General features: G+C 63.3%; 24 protein-coding genes and 1 tRNA gene. 14 read left to right on the top strand and 11 right to left on the bottom strand.

The genetic code is table 11. From position 1 onward, the window contains the following. Positions 1-117 precede the first annotated feature (117 nt). The 6 genes from LB515_RS12355 to LB515_RS12330 all read left to right on the top strand — a co-directional run bounded on the left by LB515_RS12355 (position 118) and on the right by LB515_RS12330 (position 4,862). A complete protein-coding gene (locus LB515_RS12355) occupies positions 118-723 on the top strand; it encodes a GNAT family N-acetyltransferase (protein WP_224524478.1) in 606 nt (201 codons plus the stop codon). A 26-nt stretch (positions 724-749) separates the two neighbouring features. Beyond that, positions 750-1,511 (top strand): 3-hydroxyacyl-CoA dehydrogenase, encoded by a 762-nt coding sequence (locus tag LB515_RS12350; protein ID WP_224524476.1) that lies wholly within the window; start codon positions 750-752, stop codon positions 1,509-1,511. Positions 1,512-1,517: 6 nt separating this feature from the next. Then, complete coding sequence (locus LB515_RS12345; protein WP_224707873.1) at positions 1,518-2,705, top strand: CaiB/BaiF CoA transferase family protein; 1,188 nt, start codon at positions 1,518-1,520, stop codon at positions 2,703-2,705. Between the two features lie 36 nt (positions 2,706-2,741). Next, on the top strand, positions 2,742-3,512 hold the full coding sequence (locus tag LB515_RS12340) for a HugZ family protein (RefSeq protein ID WP_224524472.1): 771 nt from the start codon (positions 2,742-2,744) through the stop codon (positions 3,510-3,512). Between the two features lie 158 nt (positions 3,513-3,670). Continuing rightward, the gene (locus LB515_RS12335) at positions 3,671-4,009 is read left to right on the top strand and encodes an ArsR/SmtB family transcription factor (RefSeq protein ID WP_095766438.1); all 339 of its coding nucleotides are present in this window, start codon (positions 3,671-3,673) and stop codon (positions 4,007-4,009) included. A gap of 55 nt (positions 4,010-4,064) precedes the next feature. Beyond that, positions 4,065-4,862 carry a TrmH family RNA methyltransferase gene (locus LB515_RS12330; protein WP_224524470.1) on the top strand — a complete coding sequence of 266 codons (798 nt, stop codon included), beginning with the start codon at positions 4,065-4,067 and terminating at the stop codon, positions 4,860-4,862. A 179-nt stretch (positions 4,863-5,041) separates the two neighbouring features. Here LB515_RS12330 and LB515_RS12325 read toward each other — a convergent pair whose 3' ends face one another. Together LB515_RS12325 and LB515_RS12320 are read right to left on the bottom strand one after the other, a co-directional pair. Further along, positions 5,042-6,184: a hypothetical protein gene (locus tag LB515_RS12325; RefSeq protein ID WP_224524468.1), complete on the bottom strand. Its 1,143-nt coding sequence runs from the start codon at positions 6,182-6,184 to the stop codon at positions 5,042-5,044. A 134-nt stretch (positions 6,185-6,318) separates the two neighbouring features. Next, the gene (locus tag LB515_RS12320; protein ID WP_224514585.1) at positions 6,319-6,855 is read right to left on the bottom strand and encodes a DUF1134 domain-containing protein; all 537 of its coding nucleotides are present in this window, start codon (positions 6,853-6,855) and stop codon (positions 6,319-6,321) included. A 382-nt stretch (positions 6,856-7,237) separates the two neighbouring features. Here LB515_RS12320 and chpT point away from each other — a divergent pair, with 382 nt between their 5' ends. Further along, positions 7,238-7,867, top strand: a complete 630-nt coding sequence (gene chpT / locus LB515_RS12315; protein WP_095766435.1) for a histidine phosphotransferase ChpT — start codon at positions 7,238-7,240, stop codon at positions 7,865-7,867. A 222-nt stretch (positions 7,868-8,089) separates the two neighbouring features. After that, entirely contained in the window at positions 8,090-8,458 is a 369-nt protein-coding gene (locus LB515_RS12310) for a response regulator (RefSeq protein WP_224524466.1), read from the top strand. Positions 8,459-8,586: 128 nt separating this feature from the next. Here LB515_RS12310 and ctrA read toward each other — a convergent pair whose 3' ends face one another. Next, entirely contained in the window at positions 8,587-9,282 is a 696-nt protein-coding gene (gene ctrA, locus LB515_RS12305; protein WP_006203583.1) for a response regulator transcription factor CtrA, read from the bottom strand. Between the two features lie 449 nt (positions 9,283-9,731). Here ctrA and LB515_RS12300 point away from each other — a divergent pair, with 449 nt between their 5' ends. Continuing rightward, positions 9,732-10,109, top strand: coding sequence for a flagellar export protein FliJ (locus LB515_RS12300; protein WP_040989842.1), 378 nt, complete (start codon positions 9,732-9,734; stop codon positions 10,107-10,109). A gap of 81 nt (positions 10,110-10,190) precedes the next feature. Here LB515_RS12300 and LB515_RS12295 read toward each other — a convergent pair whose 3' ends face one another. After that, positions 10,191-10,592 carry a winged helix-turn-helix transcriptional regulator gene (locus tag LB515_RS12295; protein WP_140838824.1) on the bottom strand — a complete coding sequence of 134 codons (402 nt, stop codon included), beginning with the start codon at positions 10,590-10,592 and terminating at the stop codon, positions 10,191-10,193. Between the two features lie 92 nt (positions 10,593-10,684). Here LB515_RS12295 and LB515_RS12290 point away from each other — a divergent pair, with 92 nt between their 5' ends. Beyond that, positions 10,685-11,611 carry an NADP-dependent oxidoreductase gene (locus LB515_RS12290; protein WP_224707872.1) on the top strand — a complete coding sequence of 309 codons (927 nt, stop codon included), beginning with the start codon at positions 10,685-10,687 and terminating at the stop codon, positions 11,609-11,611. 66 nt (positions 11,612-11,677) lie between these two features. Here LB515_RS12290 and LB515_RS12285 read toward each other — a convergent pair whose 3' ends face one another. Continuing rightward, on the bottom strand, positions 11,678-11,953 hold the full coding sequence (locus LB515_RS12285) for a DUF1153 domain-containing protein (RefSeq protein WP_006203587.1): 276 nt from the start codon (positions 11,951-11,953) through the stop codon (positions 11,678-11,680). A 254-nt stretch (positions 11,954-12,207) separates the two neighbouring features. Between LB515_RS12285 and mnmA the strand changes: the two genes are divergently transcribed. Further along, positions 12,208-13,398 carry a tRNA 2-thiouridine(34) synthase MnmA gene (gene mnmA / locus LB515_RS12280; RefSeq protein WP_224707871.1) on the top strand — a complete coding sequence of 397 codons (1,191 nt, stop codon included), beginning with the start codon at positions 12,208-12,210 and terminating at the stop codon, positions 13,396-13,398. 18 nt (positions 13,399-13,416) lie between these two features. On the opposite strand, the gene LB515_RS12275 is transcribed toward mnmA, so the two are convergent. After that, positions 13,417-14,382 (bottom strand): Gfo/Idh/MocA family protein, encoded by a 966-nt coding sequence (locus LB515_RS12275; protein ID WP_140841943.1) that lies wholly within the window; start codon positions 14,380-14,382, stop codon positions 13,417-13,419. Between the two features lie 252 nt (positions 14,383-14,634). Here LB515_RS12275 and LB515_RS12270 point away from each other — a divergent pair. Both LB515_RS12270 and LB515_RS12265 read left to right on the top strand, forming a co-directional pair. Further along, positions 14,635-14,711 (top strand) — tRNA-Met (locus tag LB515_RS12270). A gap of 22 nt (positions 14,712-14,733) precedes the next feature. Next, complete coding sequence (locus LB515_RS12265) at positions 14,734-15,036, top strand: GNAT family N-acetyltransferase (RefSeq protein WP_411969130.1); 303 nt, start codon at positions 14,734-14,736, stop codon at positions 15,034-15,036. A 153-nt stretch (positions 15,037-15,189) separates the two neighbouring features. Here the strand turns inward: LB515_RS12265 and LB515_RS12260 are convergent, their stop codons facing one another. The 5 genes from LB515_RS12260 to LB515_RS12240 all read right to left on the bottom strand — a co-directional run bounded on the left by LB515_RS12260 (position 15,190) and on the right by LB515_RS12240 (position 21,852). Then, positions 15,190-16,365, bottom strand: a complete 1,176-nt coding sequence (locus tag LB515_RS12260) for an acetate/propionate family kinase (RefSeq protein ID WP_224603580.1) — start codon at positions 16,363-16,365, stop codon at positions 15,190-15,192. Positions 16,366-16,426: 61 nt separating this feature from the next. Further along, positions 16,427-18,808, bottom strand: a complete 2,382-nt coding sequence (locus tag LB515_RS12255; RefSeq protein ID WP_224707869.1) for a phosphoketolase — start codon at positions 18,806-18,808, stop codon at positions 16,427-16,429. A gap of 512 nt (positions 18,809-19,320) precedes the next feature. Continuing rightward, positions 19,321-20,076, bottom strand: coding sequence for an SDR family NAD(P)-dependent oxidoreductase (locus LB515_RS12250; RefSeq protein ID WP_224707868.1), 756 nt, complete (start codon positions 20,074-20,076; stop codon positions 19,321-19,323). Between the two features lie 75 nt (positions 20,077-20,151). Continuing rightward, entirely contained in the window at positions 20,152-20,922 is a 771-nt protein-coding gene (locus LB515_RS12245) for an SDR family NAD(P)-dependent oxidoreductase (RefSeq protein WP_140841994.1), read from the bottom strand. A gap of 96 nt (positions 20,923-21,018) precedes the next feature. Next, the gene (locus LB515_RS12240) at positions 21,019-21,852 is read right to left on the bottom strand and encodes a GNAT family N-acetyltransferase (protein ID WP_224707867.1); all 834 of its coding nucleotides are present in this window, start codon (positions 21,850-21,852) and stop codon (positions 21,019-21,021) included. 463 nt (positions 21,853-22,315) lie between these two features. Between LB515_RS12240 and LB515_RS12235 the strand changes: the two genes are divergently transcribed. After that, on the top strand, positions 22,316-23,182 hold the full coding sequence (locus LB515_RS12235) for a hypothetical protein (protein WP_095766424.1): 867 nt from the start codon (positions 22,316-22,318) through the stop codon (positions 23,180-23,182). The last annotated feature ends 106 nt before the right edge of the window (positions 23,183-23,288 follow it).

The raw sequence follows: 23,288 nt of genomic DNA, 5'->3' as shown, positions 1-23,288 counted from the left end.
GACTTTGCCTCGATCCGGTTTGACCGACGACGAAAGGGCGCCCGCGCTTAAGAAGCGTTGACTGGCGAACGCTGCCGCTTTGCAGCAAACCTTCCTCGATACCGGAACGCAAAGACCATGAGCCTTGCCGACGTGAAATACCTGCCGGAGACTCCGGCGCATGACCCTGAAATCGAAGCCATCAACGACGAGGCCTTCGGTCCGGGTCGTTTCGTGCTTGCCGCCTACAAGATCCGCGAGTCGGGAGGACATGACCGCTCGATGTCCTTCGTCGCCGTCAAGGACGGCACGGTCATCGCTTCGGTGCGTATGACGCGCGTGGCAGCGGGCGCCGGACGCGCTATGATGCTCGGCCCGCTTGCGGTGCGCCCCGCCTACAAGAATCTCGGCATCGGCCGCAAGCTGGTCGCGATCGCGCTGGAGGCGGCCAGGAAGGCCGGTGCGCCTGCCGTCATTCTGGTTGGTGACGAACCATATTATGGACCGCTTGGCTTCAAGCGCTTCCCGCGCGGACAGATCACCATGCCGCGCCCGGTCGATCTCGACCGGCTGCTGTATCACGAGATCAAGCCGGGGGCGGTCGCCCGCTTTGCCGGCGATGTCTGTCACGCCAACATGACGAGGGTTGCGGAACTTGTCCCGGCCTTGGCGCGGTCGGCCGCTACCGGGCAGGCATCTGTCGACCCGCCTGCTGCTGTTGCGCCTCCTTTGCGCGCTTCGTAGCATAATCCGGTCCCTGGGAGGCCTGCATGAACCCGAACGGCCAGATCGCGATCGTCACCGGCGGCGGGTCGGGCCTTGGCGAGGCGACGGCGCGCGCCTTGGCGGCCAGGGGCGCCCGCGTCGCCATCCTCGACGTGGGCATCGAGCGCGCGGCGAAAGTCGCGGCCGACATCGGCGGCGTTGCCGTCCAATGCGATGTCGGCAGTGGCGACAGCGCCACGGCCGCGATCGCCGAAGTGGCTGAAAAGCTTGGGCAGCCGCGCATCCTGGTCAATTGCGCCGGCATTGCCATCGGCATGAAGACGATCGGCAAGGAGGGACCGCATCCGCTCGACCAGTACCGCAAGGTGATCGAGATCAACCTCATCGGCACCTTCAACATGATCCGCCTCGTTGCCGACCGGGCGGCGAAACTCGAACCGCTCGCCGGCGGCGAGCGCGGCGTCATCGTCAATACCGCCTCCGTCGCCGCCTATGACGGCCAGATCGGGCAGGCCGCCTATGCGGCCTCCAAGGGCGGCGTCGTCGGCATGACGCTGCCTGTGGCCCGCGACCTGGCGCGATCCGGCATTCGCGTCTGCACCATCGCGCCCGGCATCTTCAAGACGCCGATGATGGCCGGCATGCCGCAGGAAGTGCAGGATTCGCTCGGCGCTTCCGTGCCCTTCCCGCCGCGGCTCGGCGAGCCGTCCGAATATGCGTCGCTTGCGCTCCACATCGTCGAGAACCAGATGCTGAACGGCGAGACCATCCGCCTCGACGGCGCTATCCGCATGGCGCCGAAATAAGCGGGGATGTCTGGCTCGCCGACAGGCGCCGGTGCTTCCACCGGAAAGACCGGGCCGCTCGCCGGCCTGAAAGTGATCGAAATGGCCGGGCTTGGTCCGGTGCCGCTTGCCGCCCTGATGCTGTCCGAAATGGGCGCCGAGGTGCTGCGCGTCGAACGTGCCGATGCCGGTCAGCCGCTTCTGAGCCTGCCCGAACAATACGATCTCGACCGCCACGGCCGTTCCATTCTCAAGCTCGACCTGAAGAGCCAGCCGGGCGCCGACCTGCTGCTGTGCCTTGTGGCAGGGGCCGACGTGCTTGTCGAAGGCTTTCGCCCCGGCGTGATGGAACGGCTCGGCCTCGGGCCGGATGCCGTTCTGCAGCGCAATCCGGCGCTGATCTATGGCCGCTTGACCGGATTCGGACAGGACGGGCCGCTGTCCGGGCGAGCCGGGCACGACATCACCTATCTCGCCTATGCGGGCCTCTTGCATGCGATCGGCAGGCAGGACGCGCCGCCGGTGCCACCGCTCAACCTCGTCGCGGATCAAGGCGGCGGCGCCATGATGCTGATCGCCGGCGTGCTCGCCGCTCTTTTCCAGCGTTCGCGCAGCGGAACGGGCCAGGTGGTCGATGCCTCGATGATCGAGGGAGCCTCGATGCTCGCCGCACCCATCCACGCCTACATGGCGGCGGGTCTCTGGAGCGACAGGCGCGGCGACAACCTGCTCGATTCCGGCGCGCCTTTCTACGATACATATGAGACGGCTGACGCAAGGCACATTGCCGTCGGCTGCCTCGAGCCGCGCTTCTTCGCCGAATTCGCCAGGCTGCTGCCGCTCGACGAGCATTTTGTCGGCAGCCAGTTCGACAAGTCGTCGTGGTCCGCGATGCGCGCCGCCATTTCCGGCCGGATCAAGGAGAAGACGCGCGACGAATGGGCCACGCTTTTCGCCGTGACCGACGCTTGCGTGGCGCCCGTGCTGTCCCTGGTCGAAGCCAGGAACCATCCGCACAGCCGCGCCAGGAAAAGATTTGTGAAGTCCGGCGAGCTCGACCGCCCGGCGCCGGCGCCGCGTTTCTCGCAAAACCCGCAGACGCTTGCCGCGGCGCCGGACGTCGCCGATCGCGAGCCTGCGGACATATTGAGCCGTTTTGGGTTGAACGAAGACGAAATCGCAGCCCTTGCAAAGGCGGGTGTACTCGGCCGATAACCGGAGAACAGATATCAACTTATCTCGGGTGAACCTGTGACCGAACCGAAAAAGGACGTCATCCGCAAGACCGACGCCGAGGCGATCAGGCTCGCGAAAACCCTGATCCGCGCAGCACGTTTCGGCGCGCTCGCGGTGATCGAGCCCGGCACCGGCGCGCCGCTGGCAAGCAGGGTTGGCGTCGCCACCGACATCGACGGCGCGCCGCTGATCCTGATCTCGATGCTGTCCGCCCACACCGGTGCGTTGCTCGCGGATCCGCGCTGCTCGCTGTTGCTTGGCGAACCCGGCAAGGGCGATCCGCTGGCGCATCCGCGCATCAGCCTGGCATGCCGGGCCCTGCGGCTGGAGCAGGGATCTGCCGATCAGATCCGAGCCGAACGCCGTTATCTCAACCGCAATCCGAAGGCGAAGCTCTATGCCGGGCTCGGCGACTTCTCGTTCTTCCGGCTCGATCCCGAGCGCGCCAGCCTGAATGGCGGCTTCGGCAAGGCCTTTCTTCTCGACCGTGATGATTTCATCACCGATCCCGCCCTTATCGAGGAGTTCGCCGGCAGCGAGCAGGCCGCACTCGATCACATGAATACCGACCATCGCGACGCGCTTGCCCTTTATGCCCGCCATTTCGGCCGCGCCGAAGGCGACGGCTGGATCGTCACCGGTTTCGACCCTGATGGCATGGATCTCGCCGCCCCCGATGCGACCTGCAGGATTTTCTTTCCCCAGCCTTTGCAAAGCGCGCGCGAATTGCGTTCGGTGCTTGTCGAGATGGCCAGGGCGGGACGCGCGGCCGAGCAAGAGCGATAGTTGATCGCGCGCCGGCAAAAGCAACGCTTGAGATTTAGATGAAATGATCTACCTTTGTAGTGGCGCTGATTCAGCAGCGCCTAGCGACATCTGAACATCGTGGAATCAGGCGCCATTGCCCCCTGGCGTCTGGATGAGCCAGGACCCTTGGGGGATCTATGATCTCAAATAAGCTAATCGCCAATGCGGAATCGGCGGCCGCCTTTCTCACGCTCATGGGCAACGAAAAGCGCTTGCTGATCATGGCTCACCTGATCGACGATGAAATGTCGGTCGGCGCCATCGCCGAGAAGGTGCAACTCAGCCAGTCCGCGCTGTCGCAGCATCTCGCCAAGCTGAGGGCGCTCGATCTCGTCGAGACCCGGCGCGACCGCCAGATGATTTATTATTCCTGCAAATCCGAGGCGGTGCGCGAATTGCTGCGCATGCTGGAAGGCATTTTCGGCGACGGCGACCTTTCACAGATGGCCTATCGGTTGCGCCGCGCCGGGGCTTGACCCGCGCCATCCAAAACCCCTTATCTCGCTGGCAATTTTTGCCGGCGAGATTTGGATGAATCTCATCCCCATCGACGATCCACGCGACCCGCGCGTCGCCGCCTATCTCGACATCCGCGAGCGCGACCTTGTCGGCCGGCATGGCCGCTTCGTCGCCGAAGGCAAGGTCGTGCTGGACCTTCTTCTGTCGAGCGGACGCTTCGCCACCGAGTCTGCCCTCATCCTCGAAAACAGGCTGGCTGGCGTGCAGGACATCTTGCGCAAGGCGCCCGCGGGTTTTCCAGTCCATGTTGCCGCCGGCGAGGTCATGGACCGGATCGCCGGCTTCCACATGCACCGCGGCATCCTGGCGATCGGCTTGCGCGGCGATCCGGCGCCCGCCGAGATTCTGGTGGAAACCTTGCCCCGGCGCGCCTTGGCCGTCGTCCTGGTCGGCATATCCAATCACGATAATATGGGCGCGATCTTCCGCAATGCGGCGGCCTTCGGCGCCGACGCGGTGCTGCTCGACCAGACCTGCTGCGATCCGCTCTACCGCAAGGCAATCCGTGTTTCCGTCGGTGCGGCGCTGAAGGTTCCCTTCGCGTCATTCGGCGACACCGGAACGTTCACCGCGACACTCGATCGGCTTGGCTTCGCCCAGTTCGCACTATCGCCAAGCGGAAACGTCGACATCCGCGCCGTGGAGCGATCGGCGCGCCTGGCGCTTTACCTCGGCACCGAAGGCGAAGGCCTGCCGCGGGATCTGCTTGCCCGGTTGCATACGGTGAAGATCGCCATGGCGGAAGGTTTCGACAGCCTGAACGTCGCCGCCGCGTCGGCCATCGCGCTGCACCACTTTTCAAACCGCTAGCGGTCCCGACCTGGGAGCCCGAACAGCTGCAACGCTTGAGGTGTGTTGAGATTCAGGTCAGGCCGAGTCGAAAATGGTGGCTTCCGAGAACCGGAGCGGAGCGTACTTAAAGTATGTGAGCACCGGAAGCGCAGGAAGCCGGCATTTGCAGGCCGGCCTCACCTGAATACCAACACATCTCAGTTGGACGGGCCGGCCTTCTGCAAAGCCCTCACGCGATCGGCAAGGCTGACGCCGCGCCCGTTCTGCTGCCCCTCGCCCGCCAGCGCCTTGGCGATAGGCGAATCCGGCCCGTCGAGCTTCATCGTCAGATTGACCACCTCGGCTGCCAGTTCGTTCATTTGTTCGCGCAGGCCGGCACCGGAGCGTGCGTCGCCCGCCGATTCGGGCATTGCCGCCCTCGTGGCGGCGGCAAGATCGGTCTTCAGCCGCTTGTTCTCGCGCGCCAGCGCCGTCAGCCTCGCCTCCAGCCGTTCCCGATCGCCCTCGAGCCTGGCGATTGCCTTGTCGACATCGTCGCCTTTCGTGTCCGTTCCGGCAGCCAGCCGCGCAACGCCGTTTGCAGCGCTCTCCTTCGAACGTTCGCGCATTCGGGCGAGATCCTTCTCGCGCCGGTTGAGCTTTTCCTCGCGGTCGGCAAGCGTCGCCAGAAGCCGCTCGACCTTCTTGTCGAGCTCGGCCGTTTTCTTCTTCTCCGCCTTCAGCGCTTCTCGGGCGGCCTTGCTTTCCGACGCGACCTCCTGATTGCGTCGGTCCGCCTCCCTGCGCTGGCCTTTGAGCAACGCGATGTCACTGGCGAGCTTTTCCAGCTCCGATTCGCGGGCAACCAGCTCGATCTGCCGGTTCGAGGACGAGAAGCTGGCGTCGTCATACATCTGCTCGAGCTTCTGCAACTCCAGCGCGCGCTTCTCCAGCGCCCGCTCCGTCTGCGCGTGCTTCTCCGCCAGGCGGTGCAACTCTTCCTCGCGCTGCCTGAGCTCCGCATTCTTCGCCTGCAGGTCGGAAAGCGCCTGATTCTTGTCCTTTTTCTCGACCGCGAGTCCCTTCAAAGCCTCGTTCGCGCGGCCGATCTCCACCAGTTGCTCAGCGACCTTTTCCTGAAGGTTCTTGACGGTTATCTCCAGCCGGCGCGTCGTCATGGCATATTCCGCCCGGACCCGGTCCTTGTCCGCCTGGATTTCGGCTGGTGTCAGCGGCAGCGAAGCCTCGAGGCGCCTGCGCGTCAGGACAACGGCCCGCCGCCAGACCGCCGGCGCGACCAGCGACGCCAGAAAAACGGCGCAAAGGAAACCGAGTACGAAGAACAGAACCGACTGGACCAAGGCGTGCTATCCACTTTACGGCGCGGCAATCGCTGGATTGTGCCAGCTTGGCATGGCGGAAATTCAACGCGGCGGCAAGAGCTTGCCGCGGCGCGATCAGCACTGTCCGAGCGATCGTAGCGAGCGCAATCCGATCAGAACGGGTTCCAGGTCGGCCTTTCGGTGAGCTTCAGATAGCCGAGATTGACTCCCAGACGCGCGCCGACGCCGGTGCGGATCGGCACGAGCAGCACCCGGTTGCTCTGCAGCACGTTGAAGCCGACGCCGGCGATGACATATGCTGAGCCGGCAACGCCGCCGAAGCGGTTATAGAGGCTGCTGATGTCGTCGAGGTTATAGACCAGCATCATCACCCGGGACCCCTCGCCGCCAAAATCCCAGCCGAGCGAAGGGCCTTGCCAGAACACCTTATGGTCGCCGGCGTTCTTGGTGTAGAGCGTCCCCTCGCCATAGGTCAGGCCGCCGATCAGGGCGCCGGATCCTTCCTCGCCGAGCAGGTAGCCATTGGGCAGGCCGTAGGAGGCGAAGATCTTCTCGACGACGGTGGCCAGGCCGCCGGATGTCTCGCCGAAGAATTTATGACCGGAATCGACGATTTCCTGAGCGGTGTACTGCTGAGCCCGCGACGCCGAGGTCGAAAGGACCAAAGCCGCCAGGAGTGTGATGGTCATGGTGAGGACGCGGACGAACGTCCGGTCATAGTATCGGGAAAACATGCTTCCAATCTCCGTCAGGGAGCACTTTCGCCGACGCCTCGCACCCCTGCGGCTCTTGCCGGCCGTTCGGGGTGGCTATCACGGGCAAATTATGCCGTAATCCTTTTTCAACCATTAAGCTCCCACACGAAGATGGCGGTTCGAAGGCTGCGCTTTTGCCGCTGCGGCGGGTTTCCCCCGCGAAACACACCATTTTCGCCGTCGATGATTTTGGATTTGTTGATGCGCGCTCGGGCCCTGTGTATTCAGAAAGCCTTGGAAAAGAGCGTGATTCGTGTGGGCAGGCGCGAAACCGTCGCTCGGCCATGAACAAATGACTTAAGCAGGGATTTCGCCGATGGCCGAGCTTTTCACCCTTTCCGCGCCAGATCTCGCCGCGCTGCTTTGCAGCCGTGTCTGCCACGACATCATTTCGCCGGTCGGCGCAATCAACAACGGCCTCGAGCTGCTCGACGAAGGCGGCGCCGACGAAGACGCCATGAAACTTATTCGCCAGAGCGCCAAGAACGCTTCGGCGCGATTGCAGTTTGCCCGCATCGCCTTCGGCGCCGCGGGTTCCGCCGGCATGATGATCGACACGGGCGATGCCGAGGCCGTGGCCATCGCCTTCTTGAAGAACGAAAAGCCGGAACTGCTGTGGAACGGCCCCCGTGCGCTGCTTCCTAAGAACAAGGTCAAGCTGCTGCTCAACCTCATTCTCGTCGCCAACGCAGCCATACCGCGGGGCGGCAAGTTGGTGGTCACGCTGGAAAGTCTCGAAACCGAGCCGCGTTTTTCGCTGTCGGCCAGTGGCCCGATGCTGCGCGTGCCGCCGAAATTCCTCGAGCTGCATTCCGGCCACAAGCCGGAGGAGCCGATCGACGCCCATTCGGTCCAGCCCTATTATACGCTGCTTCTGGCGCGCGAGGCCAATATGACGATCTCGATCCACGCGACCGCCGAGGAGATCGTGCTGACGGCTGCCTAAGAAAAACCGAAGTATCTTTTATTGCTGATATTTTTGCTGGCGGCGCAGATTGAGCAATGCCAGCCGCGATCCATGTAATCGCCCCGCGGGGCCAAGGCCGCGCGATACCGTGTTTGAAAAAACTTTACCTAACGGCTTTTCGGCTTCTTTACCAGATTGGCCTATGGTGGTTTGCGGCCACCCCGAGATTGCGGTTCGGCAGACGGCAAAGAGGACCCGGACATGAAGCGCTGCCTGTTCGTCGATGATTCGAGCGTCATCAGGAAGGTCGCAAAACGCATTCTTGGCGGCTCGGACATGATTGTCGTCGAGGCCTCGACCGGAGTCGAGGCGACCGACATTTGCGCCGGCGACATGCCCGATATCATCGTCATCGACGGTGGTCTTGCCGACGTCCCGGCCGTGGACCTTATTCGCCGCATCCGTGCTATCGAAGCGCCCATCAAGCCGCAGATTCTGGTCTCGCTGGTCGAGGTCGACGTCGCGGCGATCATGCGCGCCAAGCGCGCCGGCGCCCAAGGCTATCTGTTGAAGCCCTTCAACCGTGCGCAACTGCTCGAAAGCTTTCGCGTCCTGAAGATAGCCGCCTGATTCGCCGGAACCCTTTTCAAGCAAAAACCCGGCCTGAGCCGGGTTTTCGTTCGAATCACCTGGATCGCATATGCGCTCAAGCAAAACCCGGCCTGAGCCGGGTTTTTCGTTCGAATCGCTGGGATGGCTTATGCGCTGACGCGAATATCTTCCGGCTCGCGCAGCACATAGCCGCGGCCCCACACCGTTTCGATGTAGTTCTGACCGCCGGACGCCGCGTCGAGTTTCTTGCGCAGCTTACAGATGAAGACGTCGATGATCTTCAGCTCCGGCTCGTCCATACCGCCATAGAGATGGTTGAGGAACATTTCCTTGGTGAGCGTCGTGCCCTTGCGCAGCGAGAGCAGCTCCAGCATCTGATATTCCTTGCCGGTCAGGTGCACGCGCTGACCGCCGACCTCGACCGTCTTGGCGTCGAGATTGACCACAAGGTCGCCGGTGGTGATGACCGACTGGGCATGCCCCTTGGAGCGGCGCACGATCGCGTGGATGCGCGCCACCAGCTCGTCCTTATGGAAGGGCTTGGTCATATAGTCGTCGGCGCCGAAGCCCAGGCCGCGCACCTTGTCCTCGATGCCGGCCATGCCGGAGAGGATCAGGATCGGCGTCTTGACCTTGGAAAGGCGCAACGTGCGCAGGACTTCATAGCCCGACATATCGGGGAGATTGAGGTCCAGAAGGATGATGTCGTAGTCGTAGAGCTTGCCGAGATCGACGCCTTCTTCGCCGAGATCGGTCGTATAGACGTTGAAGCTCTCCGATTTCAGCATCAGTTCGATGCTCTGTGCGGTTGCACTGTCATCTTCAATCAGCAGAACACGCATTTCATTCCCCTTTTCTGCTGCCGGACCGTGTCACGACCCGTCCGGGACCCGGAGCAGTGATTGCCTGAACAGAAGGTGCCACCGACTGGTTAACAAATCCTAATTTCGTGCCATCCACGATACCAGATTTTTTAACCCCTTTCTACACCCACTTGAATCTAATAACGAATCACAGACCAAAACCGCTAATGCACCACATTAAAAAGTCAGCCTAAGTGACTCCAGGGACTCGCTGGCCCGGGCTTCCCGCCGCCGCCGGAATTTTTACCCGGCCTTAAGTCCTCGCCCGTATGATTAACAATGCCCGTAAACGAATGGTTACCGCCGGCGAAAATCTTTAGGGCTTTGTTTCCTATAGCCCAGGGAAAGCCGGGGGAAACGGGCAGCGCTTAGGTCTTTCCGGGCGGACTGGACGGTATTGCAGGTGTGCGTTTGCGGAGTATCGAGTCATGAAGTCACGTGAAAACCTCGTTCGACTGAAGCAGTTTCAGGTGAATGAGAAGCGGCGGCAGCTCTTGCAGCTGGACATGATGATCGCCGAGTTCGAGCGCATGGCCGTCGAGCTGGAGGCGCAGATCATCGCCGAAGAGAAAAAGGCCGGCATCACCGACATCAACCATTTCGCCTATCCGACCTTCGCCAAGGCGGCTCGCCTGCGCCGCGACAACCTCAGGAATTCACAAAGCGACCTCGCCCAGCAGCGAAGCACTGCCGAATCATTACTCGGCGAAGCTGAAGCGGAGCTGTCCAAGGCGGAGATGCTGGAATCGCGCGACACCAAGATCCGCGAGGCCGAAACGGGCGGCCGCAGCGCCATGATCGGCTGATCGCCGGGCATAGTCGAGTCATGCCGGAGACCTGCCGGCATCCTCAGAGCTGGCAATCGCTAAAAATCGGCCTCGCCGTCTTCACGGCATAGCGGCCTTCTCGCCGTGATCGGCCGATGCCCGGGTTCGGGCATCCTTGATTTCGGATGCATGCTCTTCCGCCCAGGAGCGTATCTGGCTGAGCAATCCCGCAAGGTTCCGCCCAAGCTCCGTCAGTTCGTACTCCACGCGCGGCGGGATCACCGCGAACACCTCGCGCCGCACGAGGCCGTCGCGCTCCAGCACGCGCAGCGTCTGCGTCAGCATTTTGGGCGTGATGCCCTCCAGCTTGCGCGCCAGCTCGCCATTGCGCAGCCGGCCGCTCCGCAGCGCGCAGACGGTGAGATAAACCCATTTGCTCGCGAGCATCTCGAGCACGGTATGCGATGGGCAGGAGCGCCGGAACGCGTCGTAGCCGAAGGGAGATCTGTCTTCGCTATCCATGAGGTGCCTATATATACAAAAGGTACATACTCGACAATCGAATATTACTATCCAAATGATAGCGGGCACATCCACTCGAACAGGAGGCGTTCATGCGTGCCGTTATCCAGACTTCCGTCGGCGGACCCGAGGTCCTTTTCGTGGCCGAGCAGCCCAACCCCAAGCCCGGCCCCGGTGAAGTGCTCGTCCGCGTCAAGGCGGCGGGCCTCAACCCGGTCGACGGCGCCGTGCGCGGCGGTTTCGTTCCGCTGCTCGGCGAACCGCCTTTCATCCTTGGCTGGGACATTTCCGGGACCGTCGCGGCGCTCGGAGACGGCGTGACCGCCTTTAAACTCGGCGACGAGGTGTTCGGCATGCCGCGCTTTCCCAAGCAGGCCGGCGCCTATGCCGAGCTCGCCGCGGCGCCGGCGGACGAGATCGTCGCGAAACCTGCCGCCATCGACCATGCCCATGCCGCGGCCTTGCCGCTGGCCGGTCTGACGGCCTGGCAAGGCCTCGTCCGCCATGGCGGCCTGCAAGCGGGCCAACGGGTGCTGGTTCACGCCGGCGCCGGCGGCGTCGGCCATCTGGCGGTGCAGATCGCCAAGGCGCGCGGCGCCTGGGTGGCATCGACCGCCAGTCCGGACAAAACCGACTATGTCCGCTCGATCGGCGCCGACGAGGTGATCGACTACACCAGGGACGATTTCACCGGGAAGGTCGGCAATGTCGATCTGGTGCTGGACCCGATCGGCGGCGACCACGCCGACAAGTCGCTGGAAGTGCTGCGTGACGGCGGCGTTCTGGTGTCGCTGCTCGACGTTCACGACGCCACCAGGGCGAAGGCCAAGGAGCGGAACATCCGCGTTGAACGCATGTCTGTGGTGCCTGATCGCGAGGGGCTCGCCGAACTCGCCAGGCTGGTCGGGGCCAAAAAGCTGATGCCGCATGTGGCGAAAGCTTTCCCGCTCGACCAGGCGGCGGCCGCCCATGCCTTCCTCGCGACCCGCCCCATCGGAAAGGTCGTGCTGACAGTTTGAATGGAAGGCCGCCGCAAAAGCGAAGGGCGCGGAGTCCCGCGCCCTTGCACGTTTTCGGCCGGCAGCTTAATGCCGGTATTGCTGGATTCGCGTGGTGCGCAGCCCGGCAAGGCCGTATTCGTCGATCGATGCCTGCCAGGAGAGAAATTCTTCGGTGGTGAGCTTGTAGCGCTGGCAGGCTTCCTCAAGGCTGAGCAGGCCGCCGCGTACAGCGGCGACCACTTCCGCCTTGCGCCGGATAACCCAGCGCCGCGTGTTCGTCGGCGGCAGATCGGCGATCGTAAGAGGGCTGCCGTCGGGCCCAATAACATACTTGACTCTAGGTCTAACCAGATCGGTCATCGTACTCTCTACTAAAAACTCAAAGACCCAATCCCCGCCACAGTACCGTCACAGCTTTAAAAATTGCCTAAGCGAACCCTAATGACTAAGTAAGGATCGTGAACGCCCGGTTAGGATTTCGTTTAGAATTTGAAACACCGGCCTCCGGGCCTTGATTTTTGCCGGTGAACTCGTCTTGGCCGCAAGCTGGCGCATGCGTGGCGCTTGACCTATATTCCGGCCATTGGCATTGAGCGCCGCACAGTGAAAGCATCATGAACAGCCTCGATCTCCCTCGCCGCCCCGAAGAAACCCGCGTCGTCGTCGCGATGTCGGGTGGTGTCGATTCCTCGGTGGTTGCCGGCATCCTCAAGCGCGAAGGCTATGATGTCGTCGGTGTGACGCTGCAGCTTTACGACCACGGCGCGGCCACCCATCGTGCCGGCTCCTGCTGTGCCGGACAGGATATTGATGACGCGCGTCGCGTCTCGGAGACGCTCGGCATCCCGCATTACGTGCTCGACTATGAGGAACGTTTCCGCAAGGCGGTCATCGATCCCTTCGCCGAAAGCTATGTCGCCGGCGAGACCCCCATCCCTTGCGTGTCCTGCAACCAGACTGTGAAGTTTGCCGATCTTTTGGCGACCGCCCAGGATCTCGGCGCCGACGCCTTGGCCACCGGCCATTACATTCGTTCGCGCGCCAATGGCGGGCATCGTGCGCTTTACCGGCCGGTCGACGCCGATCGCGACCAGAGCTATTTCCTGTTTGCCACCACGCAGGCGCAGATCGATTATCTGCGCTTTCCGCTCGGCGGCCTGTCGAAGCCGCAGGTCCGCGCCATTGCAGAGGAAATGGGGCTCACCGTCGCCGCCAAGCAGGACAGCCAGGACATCTGCTTCGTGCCCCAGGGCAAGTATTCCGACATCATCGCCAGGCTGAAGCCGACCGCCGCCAATCCCGGCGACATCGTCCATATCGACGGCCGCGTGCTCGGCCGCCATGAAGGCATCCTGCGCTACACGATCGGCCAGCGCCGCGGCATCGGCATCGCTTCGGGCGAGCCGCTCTATGTCGTCCACCTCGACGCTGACCGCGCGCGCGTCATCGTCGGCCCGCGCGAGGCGCTGGAGACGCATAAGATCTATCTGCGCAACATGAACTGGCTGGGCGACGGGCCGCTGTCGGATGTTCCGGCCGCCGGTATTGAGCTCTTCGCGAAAGTCCGCTCGACCAGGCCGCCGCGTCCGGCCGTGCTGCACCACTGCAACGGCGTGACCTCTGTCGAGCTGGCCGACGGCGAATCGGGCATCGCGCCGGGGCAGGCCTGCGTGCTTTATTCCGACGACGGCAATGAGGCGCGTGTCTTCGGCGGCGGCTTCATCGAGCGTTCCGAGCGCGGCGCGGAAGCCGAGGCGATGCTGTCCAGGCTGGCGGCCAGGCCGGCGCAGATTCCCGCTGAGTAAATTCTCGATCTGATTGCTTTATGCAGACGAGCCGGTGTGGATCACTGTGCCGGCGGTCAGGATGCGCAGCACCCGGATCGCTTCCTCGCCATCGGTGCGCGGTTCGGCGCGCGTCTCGATGCATTGCATGAAATGGGCAAGCTCGCGCGTCAGCGGCATTCCCTCGCCGACGGCCACATAGGCAGGCTCATTGGCGGTGAAGGCCCACTGGCCGCTGTCCTGCCAGACCGCGTGGCGGTAGACGGCAAGCTTGCGCTCCCAGGGCTCGACGTCGTCGAACACCGCCATCGCCTTGGTGCCGACGACCGTCAGCCGCCGCTCGCGATAGGGATTGAGGCGCGAGGCGAAGAGATGGCTGCGCAGGCCGTTCGGGAAACGCATATGCAGATGCGCAAAGTCGCTGAGATTGTCGAGGAGTGCTGCCCCCTCGCCCCTGACTTCGATCGGCTCGGTGCCGGTGATGGCCAGGATCATCGACAAATCATGCGGCGCAAGGTCCCAAAGCGCGTCGTTTTCGGTGTGGAACTTGCCGAGGCCGAGCCGGTGCGAATGGATGTAGCGCACCTCGCCGAGCTCGCCATTGTCGATCAGCGCCTTCAGCGTCTCGAAAGCGGGATGGAAGCGCAGCACATGACCGACCATGAAGATCCGGCCATTGTCCTTTGCCGCCTTCACCGCGCGCTCGGCGTCGGCGACCGTCAGCGCGATCGGCTTTTCCACCAGCACGTCCTTGCCGCTTTCGACGGCCCGCACCGCGGTGTCGGCATGGAATTGCGGCGGCAGCGCCATGACAATGGCGTCGATATCGGCGCGCTCGAACAGTCGGTCTGGCTCGATCGCCAGGCAATCCTGCTCGCTGGCGAAACCTTCGGCGCGGGCGCGGTTGGCGTCGGAAACGGCATGGAGCGCGCCAAGCGCCTTGAGGGTGCGGATATGGTTGCTGCCCCAGTATCCGCAACCGAGGACGGCGATGCGCGGCTTCATTCGCTCAACTCTAGAATTTCTTGGCCGAGACATAACGACGTGCCCCGCCGAACTCAACCCCGGGGCAGGCCCTGAGTGTCTGTCCGGCAAAGCTTTTCTGGGATGAGATCATGACGGCCGGATTATGCCCGCATGTCGGCCGCTTCGAAGCTTGACAGGCCCACCCTCCCAACCTTATATCCGCGCGACCTTGGCGAACGCCTTGAAACAACCCATCCGTCCAGGACGGTTTTTCGGGCCATTTGCCACCCTGGCGGGGTAGCTCAGTTGGTTAGAGCACGGGAATCATAATCCTGGGGTCGGGGGTTCAAGTCCCTCTCCCGCTACCATTGCTCCACCTGTACGGCCGAAATGCTTAGAGGAATGCTGATCGCGGTGGCGACCGTCGCAGCCGATCCGGCCGACAGGCGTGGCGAGGTCGCCATCTGCATTCGCGAGGACCGTAAGCATCGCGGCGTCGGCTGGGAATTTCTCGGCTATATCGCGCACTATGCCGACGACCATGGCATCGAGACGCTCGAGTCGATCAAAAGCCGCGAGAACCGTGCGGCGATCGAGCTTGAGCGCGAGATGGGCCTCACTGTCGCGATGGTTCCCGACGATCCGACGCTTGTCCTGGTCCAGCGGAAGCTCGGCGCCACGTTGGCGAATTAAGATCCTGCCATTTCCAGCCGTATGGGAGCCGCTACCAGGATCGTCGAGATCGGTAGCGGGCGCAAATGGCTGCCCGAGGGATCGGCCATCCACCTCAATCGACAGCTCAGGCATGCGAGGGGCGTTCCGCCAATAAGCGGGAGACTGTTCCGCTCAAGCCGTTTCGACGCCGAGCAGTTCTGCCGCCACCGCGCGTTCTTCGTCGGCCGGAATGACAAGCACATCGACACGGGAATTCGCGGCACTCACAAGGTCTTCGCCGCTGCCATTCAAACCGTCATCCATAGCGACGCCCAGCCATGCGGCAGCCTCGCATATCCGTCGCCGGATCGCCGGCGCATGCTCGCCTATGCCGGCGGTGAACACCAGCGTGTCGAGCCCGCCCAGCGCGGCCGCCAGTGATCCGATCTCTCGCCCGACCCGATAGACGAACAGATCGACAGCGCGCATTGCCGCCGGGTCCTTCGACGCCAGCAGCGTCTGCATGTTTCCCGACATGCCAGATACGCCGAGAAGCCCGGACTTCTCGTAAAGCAAGGTGGACAGTTCGTCGGAGGACAGCTTCCTGTCTTGCAGAAGGTGCAGGAGGACGCCCGGATCGATCGCGCCGCAACGCGTGCTCATGACCAGGCCGTCGAGCGTCGAGAAACCCATGGTGGTGGCCTGGCTTACCCCTGCCTTCATCGCGCAAAGGCTTGCGCCGCTGCCAAGATGGGCTACGACGGCGCGGCCACCCGCGCCGGCGCCGTAACGCCTGCGGAGCTCGTTGGCGATATGGCTGTAGGAGAGCCCGTGGAACCCAAAGGACACGATGCCCTGCTCCGACATCTCGTGCGGCAGGCCATAAAGTCTTGCGATCTGAGGCTGCGTGGCATGAAAGGCGGTATCGAAGCAGCCGACCTGCATGGCGCCGGGCAAAAGACGGTGGGCCAGATCGACGAGCTCCAGGTTGATCGCCTGATGAATCGGAGCGAGCGGCTCGAGCTTGTGCAAGGCATCGAGCGTGGCCTGGTCAAGCAGCGTTGCGCGGGCAAACTCCCGACCGCCATGGACGATGCGATGCCCGACCCTGCTCACGCGGCGCAACAGGCCGCGGTCCGTCAGATAGGACGCAACGGCTTCGAATGCCTCGCCGACGGAGATCGCTCGTTCGCCGAGGCTCCTGTCGAACGGCGGCGTCGTTGCAGTCGGCGCGACATGGAGTCTGGGCCGCTCGCCGATCGACGAGACGCTGCCCCGCATCAGCAGGTGAAGCTCGCGGCGTCCTTGAAAGGCGGCGAACTTCAGGCTCGATGAGCCGCCATTGAGGACAAGGATGACATCAGTCATGTCCGACAGTTCCAGCCACTTTTGCGGGTCGGATCCTGTCGGCCTGGCGCTTCGGCATCGGCTACTGCTCCCATTTCCAGCCGAGGATCTCCGGCATGTCCTGCCCGTGCTCGCGGATATAGGCCCGGTGCTCGATCAGCTTGCCTTCCATGGCCTGTTTCAGCTGGATATGCGCACCGGCCGGCTCGGGAATGCGGTCGAGCACGCCGAGCACCAGATGATAGCGGTCGAGCCCATTAAGCACGGTCATGTCGAAGGGCGTCGTCGTCGTCCCCTCCTCATTGTAGCCGCGCACGTGGATGTTGTCGTGATTGGTCCGCCGGTAGGTCAGGCGATGGATGGTCCAGGGATAGCCGTGATAGGCGAAGATGACGGGCTTGTCCCTGGTGAACAAAGCATCGAATTCGCGATCCGACAGCCCGTGCGGATGGTGTTCCCTTGGCTGCAGGGTCATCAGGTCGACGATGTTGACCACACGCACCTTGAGGCCGGGAATGTGGCGCCTTAGGATTTGAACGGCGGCCAGCGTCTCGAGCGTCGGCACGTCTCCGGCGCAGGCCATCACCACATCCGGCTCGGCCCCGCCGTCGGTCGACGCCCAACCCCATATGCCGATGCCGGCGTTGCAATGGACTTTCGCCTCGTCGATGGACAGCCACTGCCAGGAATTGGCTTTCCCGGCGACGATGATGTTGATGCGGTTCCATGTCCGCAGCACATGATCCGTCACGCAGATCAGGCTGTTGGCATCCGCCGGCAGATAGACGCGCACGACATCCGCCTTCTTGTTCAACGCCACGTCGATGAAGCCCGGATCCTGATGGCTGAAGCCGTTGTGCTCCTGCTGCCAGACATGGCTGGACAACAGATAGTTCAGCGAGGCGATCGGCCGCCGCCAGGCAAGCTTGCGGCAGGCATCGAGCCATTTCGCATGCTGGTTGAACATGGAATCGACGATGTGCGTGAAAGCCTCGTAACAGGAAAAGAAGCCGTGGCGCCCGGTGAGCAGGTAACCTTCCAGCCAGCCCTGGCAGGTATGCTCGGATAGAATTTCCAGAACCCTGCCTTCTCGACCGAGATGCACGTCCTCGGGCAGGATCTCTTCCATCCAGGCACGCTCCGTCACCTCGAAGACGTCCTGCAGCCGGTTCGATGCCGTTTCATCGGGCCCGACGATGCGGAAGTTCCTGGTGCCTTGATTCAATGCCATGACGTCACGCAGGAAACGGCCCATCACACGGGTCGACTCCGCCTTGACGCCGCCGGGCCGCTCGAACGGGACGGCGTGCTCTTGCAGGGCGGGCAGTTCCAGAGACCGGCGCAGCAGGCCGCCATTGGCATGCGGGTTGGCGCTCATGCGCCTTTCACCTTTTGGCACGGTAGCGCGGACCGCAGCCACCGGCGCGCCGGCGGCATCGAAAAGCTCTTCGGGCCGGTAGCTTCTCATCCATTCCTCGAGCATCCTCAGATGCGCGGGGTTATCGGCGAGGCCGGAAAGCGGGACTTGGTGGGCGCGCCAGAACCCTTCGGTCTTCAGTCCGTCGACCTCCTTGGGACCGGTCCAGCCCTTCGGGCTTCGCAGCACGATCATCGGCCAGCTCGGCCGCGGCTGCGCGGTCTTCGCGCCGTTACGAGCCGTGTCCTGAATCGCCTTGATGCGGTCGAGCGCATCGTCGAGCATGAGCGCCATTCGCTCATGCATCCATGCCGGATCGTCGCCCTCGGCGAACAGCGGCTCGTAACCATAGCCGACGAACAAGTTACGCAGCTCTTCTTCGGGAACGCGGGCGAGAATGGTGGGATTGGCGATCTTGTAGCCGTTGAGATGGAGGATCGGCAGCACCGCGCCGTCAAGCGCCGGGTTGAGGAACTTGTTGGAATGCCAGGAGGTGGCGAGTGGTCCGGTTTCCGCCTCGCCGTCGCCAACCACGCAGGCGACGACAAGGTCCGGGTTGTCGAAAGCCGCGCCATAGGCATGCGAGAGCGCGTAGCCAAGCTCGCCGCCTTCATGGATCGAGCCGGGCACGTCGGGCGCGGCATGGCTTGGGATGCCGCCCGGAAAGGAGAATTGCCGGAAAAGCTTCTTCATTCCAGCCTCGCCCGGCGCGACGTCCGGATTGATCTCGCTGTAGGTGCCTTCGAGGTAGCTATTGGCAACCATCGCGGGTCCGCCATGACCCGGACCGCAGACATAGATGACATTGGCGTCGCGTTCCCGGATCACCCGGTTCAAATGCGCATAGATGAAACTGAGGCCCGGCGACGTGCCCCAATGGCCGAGCAGCCGCGGCTTGACGTGCTCCAGCCGAAGCGGCTCGCGAAGCAGCGGATTGTCGAGCAGATAGATCTGCCCGATAGTCAGATAGTTGGCGGCACGCCAGTAGGCATCGATGTCGTGCAGTTCCTGTGCGGACAAGCGATTGGTGCTGGGACGCTCGGTCATTTTCCGACTCCTTCGCTGGTGCCAGACCCATCCGGCTGAAGCTGAACGCTTAAAGGCCGCCGCCGGTTCACCACTGGTCGGTGTCAACAACGGGCGATTTCGATTTATCCGGGCAAGACCGGTCGAGCTTTGATCCATCGCAAATGTACCGCTGTGAGCGGTTCATTTTTCGGCGCATTGATCGAGCTCAAATTCTTCCTGTCATAATGGTCATATGTCTTGCAATCAGGCGCTTAAGGTGAATTCCGCTCGATGAAAAATGCCGTCGCGAGACTTGTCGACACGTGCAACGCCGAAAGAAGCAAGGGATCGGACTTTCCCACGATCTGGAGGAATGTGCTGAAGGCGCATCTTGCGTGCGCGGACAACCCGTTCAGGACAGCGCAGAGAGCGGCCCTATTTTGCGGGTCCCCCTGATTACCGGCCAGTTCCTCGTGTTCCTGGGTTCGCATTTCATCCTGTTATGAGCTGAGTACCAAAGCGTCCCTGTATTTTGACTTTCGCGCTCGCGGTCATGCCTTGCGTTCCTGCAGGATGTTGCCGCCGTCCACGACGAGAACGGCGCCGTTGACATAACTGGCTCCGTCGGACGCCAGGAACAGCACGGCCGCCGCGACTTCCTCGGGGCTGCCGGCGCGGCCAAGCGGCGTGTTGCGGGCAGCGGTCAGTTCCTCAGGCGTCGAGGCGCCCGTCGCGATCCATCCCGGCGCCACGGCATTGACCGTGACGCCGCTGCGGCCGACCTCCAGGGCAAGCGCATGCGTCAGCCCGATCATGCCGGCCTTGGCCGCCGAGTAGGCGGCCTCGCCTTCATTGGATACGTAAGGCCCCGTTACCGATGCCATGTTGACGACGCGTCCATGGCCGCGCTGCACCATGCCGGCCAGAAAGCCGCGCGTGCTCAAAAAGGCGGTCTTCAGGCTGACATCGATGCCGCGATCCCAATCGCTTTCTGTGAGATCGAGAAACCGCCGCTGCAATGCCGGCTGGGCAACGGTGCCCATCCCGGCATTGTTGACGAGGACGTCGATCTCGCCGGTCTCGGAGCGTAAACGATCGACATCGCCCGAGAGCGTCAGGTCGGCCGCGAAAGCGCGGACATCGTGCCCCTCTCCCCGCAGTTCCGCCGCTCGTTGCTCCACGCGTGGGGATGAAGCGGTGATGGTGACCGAAAGACCGGCCTCGGCCAACGCACGCGCGATCGCCACGCCGATGCCGTCGGCGGCGCCCGCGCCGGTCACCAGGCCCTTGCGGGATTTGCGGAACATGATCATTTGCCCTCCAGGATACAGGCGCCGACATGCCGGCGCGGCCAATCACAGCCGGCGACGACCCGAACCGGCTCAATAGCCGGCGCTGACGCCGAAATCGATTGAAAGCGCGGCCCCGGTGATCGGCGCCGCGCCCGGCTGGCACAGATAGTGGATGAAGGAAGCAATCTCCTCCACCTGGATGAACCTTGCTTTGTCCCCTTGCGGATAGTGCCCCAGGAGCCGGCGCTTGTAGCCGTCGGGGTCGTCCGCGCCATAGGTTTTGGCCTGGTATTCGATCATCGGCGTTGCCGTGTCGCCAGGACAGACGGCGTTGACCCTGATGCCTTGCGGGGCGAGCTCCAGCGCGAGAGCCTTGGTCAAGAGCACCAGTCCGCCCTTCGAGGCGCAATAGACGGAAGCCCCGTTGTTGCCGACGATGCCGGCATCGGACGCAATATTGACGATCACGCCCTGCGCCGCCGACAGATGCGCTATGGCTGCCGAGATTAGGAAGAAGGCTCCCTTGAGATTGACGTCCAGCACCAGGTCCCACTGATCTTCCTCGACCTCGCGTGCCGGTCCCTCGAGCCAGACCCCGGCGGCGTTGACGAGAATGTCGATCGCACCGCCCCACTCCCTGGCCTTGCCCACCACGTCGCGGCAGGCAGCGACGGAGCGGATATCGAGCGGCAAGCCGATCGCGTCCGCCCCGGCCGCGGCAATCTTGGCCACGGCGCCGTCGAGCTTGGAGCCGGGAAGATCCGCGAGCACGATCCGCTCGCCGTCGGCGGCGAAACGCAGTCCGGTCGCCAGACCCATTCCGCCGGCGCCGCCGGCGATCAGAACAGTCCTTCCAGCCATTCGATAGTCTCCAAAACGCAGCTCGGCAAAGGCAACCACGTCATGAAGCCATGTCGCATGGACCAGCCAGGCAAAACAATGATCTCAGCACCGCGATCATCCCAGCTCGAGCGTCGTGACGCCGAAAACCGTCGACTGGTCGTTGCCGGGCTTGCCGCCCTTGTACATGCGTGTCGTCGTGAAGCCCGGAACCATGCCGGCGGCCTGCAGCATGGCGGTGAATTGAACCTGGCCGGCCGGCACGTCGATGTGCAATTCCTCGCCGGCAATTGCATCCGACAGGTCCGCCAGCATTGCCAGGGCCAGGTCCGTCCGATCTGCGAACAGCGGCCCGACCTTGAAACCCTGCCTGCAGCGGCGCGCCACGCCGTAGCCGGTAATGCCGTCCGATCCGGCTGAGAGCAGCGCAATCCGCGGCGGCCGCAGCCACTCGCCAAGGAAGATTTCGCGCAGTGCTGGAAAGCACTTGCGATCGTAGGCGAAAATCTCAGCCGTGTCGCCGGCCGTCACGGGTCTTGTCTTGCCGCCCTCGGGCAAGCCGGATGGACCGCCGCTGTGGCGGACGGTCTCATAGGCAGGCACGAAGCCCATGCGCTGGTAGTTGGCCCGCTGCTCGGCCACCCCGTCGAGACCGATGATACGGTTGCCCAGACGCGCCATGCCGGCGTCCCAGACCGCCTTGCCGTGACCTTCGCCACGCCGGTCGGGCCGGCAGATGTAGAGGCCGATAAAGCCAAAGCCCGAGCCGTATGCGACGGCCGAAATGCCGGCCACCATCTCGCCGCCGACAAAGGCGCCGATGAACCCTTGCGGATCGACCGCCCGAAACGCCGCGGCATCGCCGGTGCCCGGATTCCAGCCCTCCTCCGCTGCCCAGCCAACAAGCGTTTCCACCTCGCTGGCGGTCAGCGTCCTGATTGTTCTCGGCATCGTTTCACTCAGGGTTGGCCATCACCGACCAGGATAGGCCGCCCTCCGCAGGCTGCAAAGGGCTGCGCGGATTCCTCGTCAGCCATACGTTATCGATCGGCGCCGACCGGCGCGGCCGACGCCAAGGCGCATGTATTGGAGACCGTCGCGCTGGCCCGACAGAATGCGGCATCCTCGAAGCGCGGATCCTGCAGGATTGTCTGCGAATCGGCACCAGGGACGAAGCCCGGCCCCGGGAAGCACTCCCCGCAGCCCCGATGGCGCGGAACCTATGCTCGCCTGGCGGACTCGTCAATTCAACGCAGGAGCTGCGGGCCCGACGGCTTTCCCGAACCGATACAAAGAGTTAGCAGCGAATTCACCGCCTGATCGTTCGTTGTTCCAATGGGCAACTGGACACGACCGGCGAAGACTGGGAATCTTCATTTGTCGTTGCTTGGAATCGCATGGAGTGCCGTAGGAAATGCCGCTGAGTGCCGCAGAAATCGCCCGTCATCCGGCAGCGCTTCGCGGTGTCCAGGAGCAGTCCAAAGCGCTCATCCATATTTATCAAACGAGCCCGCGGCTGGCTGCCGTGTTTGCCACCCAGCAGCGCTGGCTGCTCGCTCATGTCGGCTTGGCTCTGCATTTCCGGCGCGATCCCAACGACCGCCGCACCGACATGACGATGGCGCGTTTCATCGAGGTCGTGCGCCGCAATTCCGTGGCCAGCCGCAACACCGCCGAGGCTTTCGTCAAGGAGATGCTGCACTACAACATCGCCGAATATATTTCGGCCAGCGGTGATGGCCGCGCCCATCCGTTGCGGGTCACGGCGGGCACGATAGAGACCTTCACCGGCTGGATTTACGCGCATCTGCGAACGCTCGACCGCATAGATGGCGCGAACCGGCTGGAAAACTTCCTCGAGCGACCCGAGATGCTGCCCATCCTGCAGCCTCTGATCGCCGATGGATTGCTGGCCAGCGGCGCAGTGCGGGAGCCTGGGCAGACCTTTTCATTGTTCATCTGGCTAAACAACGGCGGCATCGTCATGGACTGGCTGATGTCCGGTATCGATCCTGAGGATGTCCATCTCGACAGGATACCGACCGGCGTCATCTCGGTCAGGGAATTCGCCCACTGGCTGAAGCTCTCACGCACCCATCTGGCGCGCAAACTGTATGATGCCGAGGCGCTCGGCAGCATCGGCTGGATCGGCCAGCGCGGCCATTCCGTGATGTGGGTTTCGAGGGCTTTCTTCGACGAATACATGGCCGTCCAGGCAGCCAAGCTCGCCGTCGTCGACGAGGCCTTCGAAGCCTGTATCTCGGCTCTGAAGAATCGCTGACCGTCAAGACTCCGCCCGGCGCCGCCCAAGACCGGTACCCGCGCTGGCGGGCGCCGCGCAGGCGGTCAAGCTCGCCATCATCGACGCGGCTTTCGCCGCAAGCATG

The sequence above is a fragment of the Mesorhizobium sp. CA15 genome, from assembly GCF_020165215.1.
In the GTDB taxonomy this organism is placed as follows: Bacteria; Pseudomonadota; Alphaproteobacteria; order Rhizobiales; family Rhizobiaceae; genus Mesorhizobium.
The sequence above is the reverse complement of the archived record's forward strand: the minus strand, read 5'-3'. Positions and strand labels throughout refer to the sequence as shown.

Excerpts from the sequence above, each read along its gene's own strand:
- LB515_RS12355 (WP_224524478.1), top strand. The coding sequence starts at position 118 with ATGAGCCTTGCCGACGTGAAATACCTGCCGGAGACTCCGGCGCATGAC.
- LB515_RS12350 (WP_224524476.1), top strand. The coding sequence starts at position 750 with ATGAACCCGAACGGCCAGATCGCGATCGTCACCGGCGGCGGGTCGGGC.
- LB515_RS12345 (WP_224707873.1), top strand. The coding sequence starts at position 1,518 with ATGTCTGGCTCGCCGACAGGCGCCGGTGCTTCCACCGGAAAGACCGGG.
- LB515_RS12335 (WP_095766438.1), top strand. The coding sequence starts at position 3,671 with ATGATCTCAAATAAGCTAATCGCCAATGCGGAATCGGCGGCCGCCTTT.
- LB515_RS12330 (WP_224524470.1), top strand. The coding sequence starts at position 4,065 with ATGAATCTCATCCCCATCGACGATCCACGCGACCCGCGCGTCGCCGCC.
- LB515_RS12320 (WP_224514585.1), bottom strand. The coding sequence starts at position 6,855 with ATGACCATCACACTCCTGGCGGCTTTGGTCCTTTCGACCTCGGCGTCG.
- chpT (WP_095766435.1), top strand. The coding sequence starts at position 7,238 with ATGGCCGAGCTTTTCACCCTTTCCGCGCCAGATCTCGCCGCGCTGCTT.
- LB515_RS12310 (WP_224524466.1), top strand. The coding sequence starts at position 8,090 with ATGAAGCGCTGCCTGTTCGTCGATGATTCGAGCGTCATCAGGAAGGTC.
- ctrA (WP_006203583.1), bottom strand. The coding sequence starts at position 9,282 with ATGCGTGTTCTGCTGATTGAAGATGACAGTGCAACCGCACAGAGCATC.
- LB515_RS12300 (WP_040989842.1), top strand. The coding sequence starts at position 9,732 with ATGAAGTCACGTGAAAACCTCGTTCGACTGAAGCAGTTTCAGGTGAAT.
- LB515_RS12295 (WP_140838824.1), bottom strand. The coding sequence starts at position 10,592 with ATGGATAGCGAAGACAGATCTCCCTTCGGCTACGACGCGTTCCGGCGC.
- LB515_RS12290 (WP_224707872.1), top strand. The coding sequence starts at position 10,685 with ATGCGTGCCGTTATCCAGACTTCCGTCGGCGGACCCGAGGTCCTTTTC.
- LB515_RS12285 (WP_006203587.1), bottom strand. The coding sequence starts at position 11,953 with ATGACCGATCTGGTTAGACCTAGAGTCAAGTATGTTATTGGGCCCGAC.
- mnmA (WP_224707871.1), top strand. The coding sequence starts at position 12,208 with ATGAACAGCCTCGATCTCCCTCGCCGCCCCGAAGAAACCCGCGTCGTC.
- LB515_RS12275 (WP_140841943.1), bottom strand. The coding sequence starts at position 14,382 with ATGAAGCCGCGCATCGCCGTCCTCGGTTGCGGATACTGGGGCAGCAAC.
- LB515_RS12265 (WP_411969130.1), top strand. The coding sequence starts at position 14,734 with ATGCTTAGAGGAATGCTGATCGCGGTGGCGACCGTCGCAGCCGATCCG.
- LB515_RS12260 (WP_224603580.1), bottom strand. The coding sequence starts at position 16,365 with ATGACTGATGTCATCCTTGTCCTCAATGGCGGCTCATCGAGCCTGAAG.
- LB515_RS12255 (WP_224707869.1), bottom strand. The coding sequence starts at position 18,808 with ATGACCGAGCGTCCCAGCACCAATCGCTTGTCCGCACAGGAACTGCAC.
- LB515_RS12250 (WP_224707868.1), bottom strand. The coding sequence starts at position 20,076 with ATGTTCCGCAAATCCCGCAAGGGCCTGGTGACCGGCGCGGGCGCCGCC.
- LB515_RS12245 (WP_140841994.1), bottom strand. The coding sequence starts at position 20,922 with ATGGCTGGAAGGACTGTTCTGATCGCCGGCGGCGCCGGCGGAATGGGT.
- LB515_RS12240 (WP_224707867.1), bottom strand. The coding sequence starts at position 21,852 with ATGCCGAGAACAATCAGGACGCTGACCGCCAGCGAGGTGGAAACGCTT.
- LB515_RS12235 (WP_095766424.1), top strand. The coding sequence starts at position 22,316 with ATGCCGCTGAGTGCCGCAGAAATCGCCCGTCATCCGGCAGCGCTTCGC.